Genomic DNA, 5,856 nt, shown 5'->3' on the forward strand with positions numbered 1-5,856 from the left:
TTGAATGCCGGGCTGTGGTTGCGCCGGGGTCGTCTGCTCATTCTCTGCTCCTGTCTCGCAGCCCATCTGGCTGCTCTCAGGCAGAAAATCCAATTATCTCAGTGTGCAGATTCTCCAGGCCACCTCTAGGATCATAATAGCTATCAGCTCTTTTGCGAGAAGCTGCGTGAGACGCCCTTCTGGGATCGCTATTTTCTCGTTCACGACATTTTCCCAGGCGAGTTGAATGCCTGGGCCAAGAACTATGAGGTTGAAGCCCTCCAATCATAAGGCGATGGGCGATGTAGGCCCACTCCGTTGTGCTCCGCTCCACACCCTCGCGCGTAAACGAAGCACAGCGGTGCAGCCACGACGGCTGGAATACGTCCTGCCCGGGAAACGGCGAAGATGTCGGTTTCGTCCCATAACTTCTCCCGCGAGTGACGACCAAACCCCGTTGTTCAATACGGCTGTAGAGAGCGGCTGCTTTTGTCGAATAAGGACGTTCGCGGAGGTACCGGCGAATGGCGTGAATTGGTCGGCAGGCGACGCAGCTGAGCGGCAACTATATCTGTATCTGCGCTCCAAACGCGACAGTCGCCTGCCGGCCCATCTCGGCACCATACGACCGTGTGCGAACGTCACTGCGCACCTGCCGTCGATGGTTCGGGGAGCCCGAGGGCCATGGCCCTCGGGCTCCTCCCTTTACACCTTGTTATGCCTTACGCTTCCAGCAAGGGCTTGAGGTAGTGCCCGGTGAACGAGCGTTCGTTCTGCACCACGTCCTCGGGCGTGCCGGTCGCGACGATTTCGCCCCCGCGCACGCCGCCTTCGGGGCCCAGATCGATCAGCCAGTCGGCGGTCTTGATGACATCGAGGTTGTGTTCGATCACCACCACGGAATTGCCCTGCTCGACGAGGCGGTGCAGCACTTCCAGGAGCTTGCGCACGTCTTCGAAGTGAAGGCCCGTAGTCGGCTCATCAAGGATGTAGAGCGTCTGCCCGGTCGAGCGACGCGCCAGTTCCTTGGCGAGCTTGACGCGCTGCGCCTCACCGCCCGAGAGTGTCGTCGCCTGCTGGCCTACCTTGATGTAGCCAAGGCCCACCTCGCACAGCATCTGCATCTTGTCGCGGATCGGCGGGACGGCCTTGAAGAACTCGACCGCGTCCTCGATCGTCATGTCGAGCACGTCGGCGATCGAGTGGCCCTTGAACTTCACCTCAAGCGTCTCGCGGTTGTAGCGCTTGCCGTCGCATTCCTCGCAGGTGACGTAGACGTCGGGCAGAAAGTGCATTTCGATCTTGATGAGGCCGTCGCCGTGGCACGCCTCGCAGCGCCCGCCCTTGACGTTGAAGCTGAAGCGCCCGGGCTTGTAGCCGCGCGCCTCGGATTCCGGGAGCCCGGCAAACCAGTCGCGGATCTGGGTGAAGGCGCCGGTGTAGGTCGCCGGATTCGAGCGCGGGGTGCGCCCGATCGGCGACTGGTCAATCTCGATCACCTTGTCGCAGGCCTCCAACCCGCGGATCGCATCGTGGGGCCCGGCGATCACACGCGCGCCATTCAAGGTGCGGCTCGCGCCGGCCTGCAGCGTGTCGATGGTGAGCGAAGACTTGCCCGAGCCCGAAACGCCGGTGACGCAGCAGAAGGTGCCCAGCGGAAACTCCGCGGTGACACCCTTGAGGTTGTTCGCGCGCGCGTTCTCGACCGTCACCGACTTGCCGTTGCCCTTGCGGCGCGTGGCCGGGACCTCGATCTTGCGTTCGCCGGTGAGGTACTGCGCCGTCAGGCTGCTCTTGCTCTTGAGCACCTGCTTCAACGTGCCCTCGGCCACGATCTCGCCGCCGTGGACGCCCGCGCCGGGGCCCAGGTCCACCACGTAGTCGGCGGCGCGGATCGCGTCCTCGTCGTGCTCGACAACGATCACCGTGTTGCCGAGGTCGCGCAGACGCTTCAGGGTTTCGAGCAGGCGGTCGTTGTCGCGCTGGTGCAGGCCGATCGAAGGCTCGTCCAGCACGTAGAGCACGCCCGAAAGCCCCGAACCGATCTGGCTGGCGAGCCGGATGCGCTGGCTCTCCCCCCCCGACAGTGTGCCCGACGTCCGGTCGAGGTTGAGGTAATCGAGCCCGACGTTGTTGAGGAAGCCGAGGCGCTCGTTGATCTCTTTCAGGATGGCCTTGGCGATCTGTGCCTGCTGGTCGGTGAGCTTGCCTTCGAGGCTCCCGAACCAGGCGAAAGCATCCGCCACCGAGAGCCGCGCGGCATCGGCGATGTCGCTTTCGGCGAGGCGCACGCACAGCGCTTCGGGCTTGAGGCGCTTGCCGTCGCACACCTCGCAGGGCTGCGCGGTCTGGAAGCGCTGGAGTTCTTCGCGCATCAGCGCGCTGTCGGTCTGGACGAGGCGACGGTTGAGGTTGCCGATCACGCCCTCGAAAGGCTTGGTGACGGTGTATTCCTTGCGCCCGTCCTTGAAGGTCAGCGGCACCGGCGAGCCCGCCGTGCCGTAGAGGATGACGATGCGCACCTCGGTCGGCAGGTCCTGCCAGGGCGTGGTGAGATCGAAGCCGAAGTGATCAGCAAGGCTGCCCAGCACCTGCATGTAATAGGGCGACGGCGGGTTCGACTTGGCCCAAGGCACGAGAGCGCCCTGCTTGAGCGTCAGCCCCTCGTTGGGGACGACCAGCTGGGGGTCGAACTCCATCTTCTCGCCCAGACCGTCGCAGGCCGGGCACGCGCCCTGCGGCGCATTGAAGGAGAACAGGCGCGGCTCGATCTCCTCAATGGTGAAGCCGGAGACCGGGCAGGCGAACTTTTCCGAAAAGACGATGCGGTTGGCCGGAAGCCCTGCGCCCTTGAGGTTCTTCTTGCCCTTGGCGCCCTTTGCGCCTTCGGCCTCGTCCTCACGCCCCGGCACCACGCCATCGGCGATATCGACATAGGCAAGCCCCTCGGCCAGCTTGAGCGCCTGCTCGAAGCTGTCGGCAAGGCGCGTCTGGATGCCGTCCTTGACTGCGATGCGGTCGACCACGACCTCGATGTCGTGCTTGTACTTCTTGTCAAGCGCGGGCGCGTCTTCAATGGGGTAGAGCTCGCCGTCGATGCGCACGCGGGTGAAGCCTGACTTCTGCCACTCGGCCAGTTCCTTGCGGTACTCGCCCTTGCGCCCGCGCACGACGGGCGCCAGCAGGTAGAGGCGCGTGCCTTCGGGCAGCTCCATCACCCGGTCGACCATGTTGGACACGGTCTGCGCCTCGATGGGAAGGCCCGTGGCGGGCGAATAAGGCACACCCACGCGCGCCCAGAGCAGACGCATGTAGTCCCAGATCTCGGTCACGGTGGCGACGGTCGAGCGCGGGTTGCGGCTCGTCGTCTTCTGCTCGATCGAAATGGCGGGCGAAAGGCCGTCGATGTGTTCCACATCGGGCTTCTGCATCATCTCGAGGAACTGGCGCGCATAAGCCGAGAGGCTCTCGACGTAACGGCGCTGGCCTTCGGCGTAGATCGTGTCGAAGGCGAGGCTCGACTTGCCCGAACCCGAAAGCCCGGTGATGACGATCAGCTTGTCGCGCGGAAGCGCGATGTCGAAGCCCTTGAGATTGTGCTCGCGCGCGCCGCGCACGGTAATGTGGGTGAGACTCATGGGGCCCTATGTTCCAGATTTGTTCACGCCATTCAAGCGGTCGGCGCGCAGTGGGGGCGCTTTTTGAATTTGTCGCTGGCCACCCTTACCAATGGTTCCCCAATATGGAACGGAATTGGCAGGAAACTAGGATTTAGACGGTTTCTCAGCGACAAATTCAAAAAGCGCAGGTTTCGCAATTCAAGAAATGGCTAAGTCCTGCGGCTGCTGTCGGTCATGGCGCTCACGAAAAGCCTATTGCGAAACATTGCGAAACCTCAGCTTCGGAGCCGCTGCGGCAGCAACTTTACCGAGCAAGGCCCCGACCTTCGCTTCAAATTCTTCCACCGGCTCAGTGATAGGCACCCGCTGCATCAAGAAGTGAGCCAACCTGCATAAGCCGCCGAAATACCGATAACAGTTGTCTATAGCATCTTGCGCATTATCGAAATGCAAACTGAAAGGATTGAAGTCCGTAATCCTAAATAAATGCAAGACTGGCGGTATTCCGGCGTGGCGAAAATCGGAATGCACATCAGCGATGCTTGATGACAATACAGAGACCGCGAATTCTTCAGAGAACCATTTAGCATGCACGGCAGGGATTACTCCCCTTGTCTTCCAACCGGAAAAGGTAGCTCTGGAAATGCCGAGTGATCGGGCCAGTTCGGCTTCTCGCACACCCAACGCAAAGGCAGCATCGGAGAGAAACTGTGCGACTCCCTCCGGTGTTTGAGGCCAAAAAGATGCAAACAATATTGACAACGCGTTTGCATAGTTCGATATCATCGCGGACTCAGATTTGCGAGGTGTTTTCATGGGTAGAGCTTCTCGGTCACAGCCTGATATTCTGCAAGCGGTTCGTGCTGCCTTCATCCTAAACGGCTCAACATTGGGCGCTTGGTGCCGTAAAAATGACATCGACCCTGCGAGAGCTTGGCGCGCGCTCCAAGGCAAGAACGTGGGGCCAGTCTCTGAGCGACTACGCGCCCGTATTGTAGCAGCAAGCGCACGAATGGCGGCCTGAAATGCATCGCGGCGCAGCCTGGATCAGCATTGCCGAATATGCTGTTCTTGCCGGAATTTCCGAGCAAGCCGCGCGCAAGCGAATCAGAATAGCATTGCAGACCAGCACTGCCCCGCAAGTACGTGAGTTGCACGGTCGCGGTGGCCGCTCCGGCACCCGCTATGAAGTCCTACTGAGCAGCCTCTCAGAGCCACTTCAGCGGGCCTTCATGGCCTCCTCAGAAGCGGATGATATGTGCACCACGATTGCACACGTATACGGCTCGCCTCCCACGCCAGCCCCGTTCCGCCCGTCCATGCTCGAAAATCAAGACTACGCGCCCGAAGCGCTGGAAGCATATGAACGCATCGAACCGGCGCTCCAGCATCCGCCCCGTAGCGCTGCCCGGCGCGCGGCGGTGGCGACTATCGCGAAACAGGCCAAGTGCAGCGTCCGGACCATCGAACGCAAAATCAAGCTGTTCGAGGATCACGGCCTTTCAGGCCTGGTCCGCAAGAAGCACGCCGATGCCCATCAACGCCGCGTCTATGTCTCCAAGGCGTTTGACCGGGCCTATGTCGAGGCCGGTTATGACCTCTCATTGCTGCCGAAGTTGAGCGACGAACTCGATCTTCTCATCAAGAGCTTCTGGGCAACGCGTGCCGCCGATGCCGGAACGCCGGACATTTGCCGGGGCGTCGCCTGGGAACTGGCCAAAGAGTGCCGGAAGCACGGCATTCAAGGCGAAGGTGGCGCTTGCCGCGATCAAGGGTGAGAAGACGCTGGCAGAGCTGGCGCACGACTATGATCTGCATCCCAACCAGATCACGACGTGGCGCACGCAGTTGCTCGAAGGGGCGGCGGGCGTGTTCGGCTCGGAGAAGGCATCTGACGAACCGGCCGTCGACGTGAAGACGCTTCACGCCAAGATCGGCGAGCTGACGTTGGCCAATGATTTTTTGGAAGGCGCGCTCGGCAAGGCAGGTCTGTTGCCGAGCGCAAGGCGATGATCGATCGAACGCACACCTTTCCCGTGAAGCGGCAGGCGAAGGAACTGGGGATCAGCCGGAGCCGTGTCTATTATCTGCCGCGGCCGGTTTCGTCCGAAGATCTTGCGATCATGCGTTGCATCGACGCGCTGCATCTGGAGTTTCCGTTCGCAGGCAGCCGGATGATGCGCGACTTTCTTCGTCAGGAGGGCATCACGATCGGCCGCTGCCATGTCGCGAGCCTGATGAAGAAGATGGCGATCGA

General features: G+C 61.5%; 3 protein-coding genes and 2 pseudogenes. 3 read left to right on the top strand and 2 right to left on the bottom strand.

What is annotated here, in order from left to right:
- Positions 1-141 precede the first annotated feature (141 nt).
- Positions 142-270, top strand: a pseudogene (locus tag FMM79_RS19720) (darcynin family protein); the annotation flags it as partial.
- A gap of 431 nt (positions 271-701) precedes the next feature.
- Here the strand turns inward: FMM79_RS19720 and uvrA are convergent.
- Together uvrA and FMM79_RS19730 are read right to left on the bottom strand one after the other, a co-directional pair.
- Positions 702-3,617: an excinuclease ABC subunit UvrA gene (gene uvrA, locus FMM79_RS19725; RefSeq protein WP_148629234.1), complete on the bottom strand. Its 2,916-nt coding sequence runs from the start codon at positions 3,615-3,617 to the stop codon at positions 702-704.
- 234 nt (positions 3,618-3,851) lie between these two features.
- A complete protein-coding gene (locus tag FMM79_RS19730) occupies positions 3,852-4,415 on the bottom strand; it encodes a helix-turn-helix domain-containing protein (RefSeq protein WP_148629235.1) in 564 nt (187 codons plus the stop codon).
- A gap of 209 nt (positions 4,416-4,624) precedes the next feature.
- Here FMM79_RS19730 and FMM79_RS19735 point away from each other — a divergent pair, with 209 nt between their 5' ends.
- Together FMM79_RS19735 and FMM79_RS21995 are read left to right on the top strand one after the other, a co-directional pair.
- Positions 4,625-5,377 carry a hypothetical protein gene (locus FMM79_RS19735; RefSeq protein ID WP_148629236.1) on the top strand — a complete coding sequence of 251 codons (753 nt, stop codon included), beginning with the start codon at positions 4,625-4,627 and terminating at the stop codon, positions 5,375-5,377.
- Positions 5,271-5,856: pseudogene (locus FMM79_RS21995) on the top strand (IS3 family transposase); the annotation flags it as partial. The gene FMM79_RS19735 and the pseudogene FMM79_RS21995, both read left to right, overlap by 107 nt.

It is taken from the genome of Novosphingobium sp. BW1, assembly GCF_008107685.1.
Lineage (GTDB): Bacteria > Pseudomonadota > Alphaproteobacteria > Sphingomonadales > Sphingomonadaceae > Novosphingobium.

Bases quoted from the DNA above. Each gene is read 5' to 3' on its own strand.
- FMM79_RS19730 (WP_148629235.1), bottom strand. From the start codon at position 4,415: ATGAAAACACCTCGCAAATCTGAGTCCGCGATGATATCGAACTATGCA.
- FMM79_RS19735 (WP_148629236.1), top strand. From the start codon at position 4,625: ATGCATCGCGGCGCAGCCTGGATCAGCATTGCCGAATATGCTGTTCTT.
- uvrA (WP_148629234.1), bottom strand. From the start codon at position 3,617: ATGAGTCTCACCCACATTACCGTGCGCGGCGCGCGCGAGCACAATCTC.